The organism is Streptomyces albidus (ex Kaewkla and Franco 2022) (genome assembly GCF_013870515.1).
Lineage (GTDB): Bacteria > Actinomycetota > Actinomycetes > Streptomycetales > Streptomycetaceae > Streptomyces > Streptomyces albidus.
The window spans coordinates 1-3,683 of sequence record NZ_JACBXA010000389.1; the positions used below are offsets into that span (position 1 = coordinate 1).

Annotated in this window: 3 protein-coding genes and 1 pseudogene; 2 read left to right on the forward strand and 2 right to left on the reverse strand. The window is 69.0% G+C overall.

The annotated features are described in order from the left end of the window. Together H5J26_RS29355 and H5J26_RS29360 are read right to left on the reverse strand one after the other, a co-directional pair. Nucleotides 1-498 (reverse strand): alpha/beta hydrolase (locus tag H5J26_RS29355; protein WP_181768998.1); only part of this gene is annotated, 498 nt, incomplete at its 3' end. 135 nt (nucleotides 499-633) lie between these two features. Continuing rightward, complete coding sequence (locus tag H5J26_RS29360) at nucleotides 634-2,136, reverse strand: peptide MFS transporter (RefSeq protein ID WP_181768999.1); 1,503 nt, start codon at nucleotides 2,134-2,136, stop codon at nucleotides 634-636. A 391-nt stretch (nucleotides 2,137-2,527) separates the two neighbouring features. On the opposite strand from H5J26_RS29360, the gene H5J26_RS29365 reads away from it, so the two are divergent. Together H5J26_RS29365 and H5J26_RS29370 are read left to right on the forward strand one after the other, a co-directional pair. Continuing rightward, on the forward strand, nucleotides 2,528-3,208 hold the full coding sequence (locus tag H5J26_RS29365; protein WP_181769000.1) for a response regulator transcription factor: 681 nt from the start codon (nucleotides 2,528-2,530) through the stop codon (nucleotides 3,206-3,208). A gap of 76 nt (nucleotides 3,209-3,284) precedes the next feature. Continuing rightward, nucleotides 3,285-3,683: pseudogene (locus H5J26_RS29370) on the forward strand (two-component sensor histidine kinase); the annotation flags it as partial.

Consider the following 3,683-nt stretch of genomic DNA (forward strand, 5'->3'; position numbering starts at 1 on the left):
CCCTATGACCCCGGCGACGTGCTGCCGCCCCGCCCCGTACGTACCCACGCTGGTCGCGAGCTGCCCGCCGGCCGAGGAGCCCAGCAGGACGATCCGCTGCGGGTCGACGCCGAACGCCCCGGAGCGGTGCCGTATCCAGTGCAGCGCGCGCAGGACGTCCGAACGCTGGGCGGGCCAGGAGGCGTCGACGTTGCGCCGGTAGTCGACGTCGAAGACCGTGGCTCCGGAATCGGCGATCCGCTGGGCCCAGGCGTCCCACCCGGACGACCGGTCCTGGAACCAGAAACCGCCGTGCAGGACCACCACAGCGGGACGCCGCACACCGCCTTCCAGCGGACGGGTCCGGTCACGGAAAGCGACCAGCTGCTGACGCGGCCCGCTGCCGTAGGAGTACGTGCGCTTCGCCTCCGGATCGCGGTCCGAGCCGCCGCCCGCCACCAGTGACGTGCAGAGCAGGAGCATCAGGCAGGTGAGAGTGGTGAGGGGAAGGCGGCGCACTCCCTCAGACTCAGGGTGAAGAGCTCAGGGCGCAACAACACTCTCAGTGAACGACGGTGACCCCTCACGCGGCGCGGCCCCCGGCTCCGTTCTGGAGCCGGGGGCCGCGTGCGGGCAACTGCGTGCCGGGGGGCGCTACTTCACCGATCCCAGCATCGGCCTGATCTTGTTGCGGGCGGCCAGGAAGACCACACCCGCCACCACCGCGATGATTCCCTGCACGGCGAAACCGGTCTTGCCGCTGGCCGCGTCGCCGATGGCGAGCTGGACGATCGCGAAGACGCAGTCGCCGGCGGTGACGGCGAGGAACCACACGCCCATGAGCTGGCTCGCGTACTTGGCCGGCGCCAGCTTCGTCGTCACCGACAGCCCGACCGGGGACAGGCACAGCTCCGCGACGGTCTGGAAGAGGTAGACCACGATCAGCCACAGCGGGCTGACCTTGGCGTCTCCGGTGGCTGCCGCCATCGCCAGCATCATCACTCCGAAGGAGACCCCGACGCCGATGAGGCCGAAGGAGAACTTCGTCGTGGTGGCCGGATTGCGACTGCCGAGCTTGACCCAGATCGCCGCCAGCACCGGGGCGAGCATCATCACCCACAGGGGGTTGACCGACTGGAACCAGCTCGTCGGGAAGGTGATCCCCAGCAGGTCGGTGGAGGTGCTCTTCTCGGCGAAGAGGGTCAGCGTCGAGCCGGACTGGTCGAAGATCATCCAGAAGATCGCGGCGGCGACGAAGAACCAGATGTAGGCGGTCAGCTTCTGCTTCTCGTCGGGCGTGACGTCCGTGTCGCGCCGCATCCTGGCGAAGTAGTACGTCGGCAGGACGAGCCCGGCGATGCTCAGCGGCCACAGGACCCAGTCGATGGTGAAGGCGTTCGCGAGCACGACGGCGGCGTAGAACAGGCCCAGCACGGCGGCGCCGAGCAGGGTGTTGCGTATCGCCTTGTTGCGCTCCTGGGCGCTGAGCGGGTTGGGAACGGTGCTGGACTCCGGTGCCAGGTGGCGGGTGCCGACGAGGAACTGGACCAGACCCAGCGCCATGCCCACAGCGGCCAGGCCGAAGCCGAGGTGCCAGCTGACCTTCTGGCCGGCCCAGCCGATCAGCAGCGGCGCACCGAAGGCACCGATGTTGATGCCCATGTAGAAGACGGTGAAGCCGCCGTCCCTGCGCGGGTCGTCGGGGCCCTGGTACAGGTGGCCGACCATCGTGGAGATGTTGGCCTTCAGCAGGCCGGAGCCCACGCCGATGAAGACCAGGCCCACGAAGAAGAGGGCGTCGACCGAGGTGGCCAGCAGCGCGTGGCCGATCATGATGACGAACGACGAGATGGCGACCGTCCGGCGGGGGCCCCAGACGCGGTCTCCGAGCCAGCCGCCCGGCATCGACATCAGGTAGACGGTGGCGTTGTAGACGGAGTAGAGGGCCACGGCGGTGGCCGTGGCCATGCCCATGCCGCCGTCGACGGCCGCGGCCGTCAGGTAGAGGACGAGCAGGGCGCGCATCCCGTAGAAGCTGAAGCGCTCCCACATCTCTGTCATGAAGAGCGTGGCGAGGCCGCGGGGGTGGCCGAAGAAGGTCCTGCCCTCAGCTGTGGGCGGGCCGTGGGGTTGGTCCTTGGAGAGGGTGGAAGCCATGTGGGGGGATTCCTCTGTAGGGGATGGTCCCGACAGCCGAGCGCACCCCGCGCAACGCGCGTAGATCACGTACAGGGCCCAGCCGACGGGTCGTTGACCGATCTCGGGCTGCCTCCGCTGCGCGAATCAGGCGGCAAGAACGCCCGTGGGCACCCGCGTACGGAGACCCGGAACGGGCCGGCGACACGGATATGTGCACCGCACACGCACTCGGAAGCGAGCTCACCATACGTCACGCAGGCCCCCCGAATGGAAGGCGTTGCGACACAGATCACAGGTGACAGGCGTACCATTCCAGCCAATTCGAAGGTAACGACTGTGCATCTCCGATGATCCGCACTGGTTGGCGGGGACCGGCCTTACGCTCGGCTACGAGGACTACCATCGGGCCATGACCCGTGTACTGCTCGCCGAGGACGACACTGCGATCTCGGAGCCGCTGGCCCGTGCGCTGCGCCGCGAGGGATACGAGGTCGAGGTGCGCAAGGACGGTCCCACAGCACTCGACGCAGGGCTGCGTGAGGGCATCGACCTGGTGGTGCTGGACCTCGGTCTCCCCGGCATGGACGGGCTGGAGGTCTGCCGCCGGCTGCGCAACGAGGGGCACACCTTTCCGGTGCTCGTCCTCACCGCACGCGCCGACGAGGTGGACACCGTCGTCGGCCTGGACGCGGGCGCAGACGACTACGTCACCAAGCCCTTCCGGCTGGCCGAACTGCTCGCACGGGTACGGGCGCTGCTGCGGCGCGGTGCCGCCGCCGAGCCCACGGTGCCACCCGCCACGCACGGGGTGCGGATCGACGTCGAGTCGCACCGCGTGTGGATGGGCGAGGAGGAACTCCAGCTGACGGCAAAGGAGTTCGACCTGCTGCGGGTGCTCGTGCGCGACGCCGGCCGGGTCGTCACGCGTGACCAGCTCATGCGCGAGGTCTGGGACACCACTTGGTGGTCCTCGACGAAGACGCTGGACATGCACATCTCCTGGCTCCGCAAGAAGCTCGGCGACGACGCCGCCAACCCGCGCTACATCGCCACCGTGCGAGGTGTCGGGTTCCGTTTCGAGAAGAGCTGAGAGTGCCGGCGCCCACGTCCGCCGCACCGTCCGGGGGCCGCCGGTTCACGGCCGGCTCCCGCCAGGAGGGCTGTACGTGCGCCGCCGGTTGATCCAGTCGACGCTCGCCGTCGTGCTCGTCGTCGTGGCCGTCTTCGGCATCTCGCTGATCCTGGTCGAGTCCCGCTCCATCGAGAACAGCGCCAAGGACAGCGTGAAGTCGGAGGCCGTGCAGCTCGTCTCCGTGGTGGAGAGCCGCATCGTGGCCGGCGAGGCCGTGTCGCGGGCGACGATGAGCAACGCCGCCCCCAGGAACCGCTACGTGCGCATCGAGGTGCCCGGGAAGCAGGCCATCACGCTGGGCGACCGGCCCGCGGGCGGCGTCATCCAGGCCACGCAGACCGGTGCGCACGGCGAACGCATCACTGTGCGGCAGTCCTACAGCTCGGTGCAGGACGAGATCGGCCGCACACTGATGATCATCCTTGCCGTCGCG

Coding starts and splice junctions, on each gene's coding strand:
- H5J26_RS29360 (WP_181768999.1), bottom strand. CDS start 2,136: ATGGCTTCCACCCTCTCCAAGGACCAACCCCACGGCCCGCCCACAGCT.
- H5J26_RS29365 (WP_181769000.1), top strand. CDS start 2,528: ATGACCCGTGTACTGCTCGCCGAGGACGACACTGCGATCTCGGAGCCG.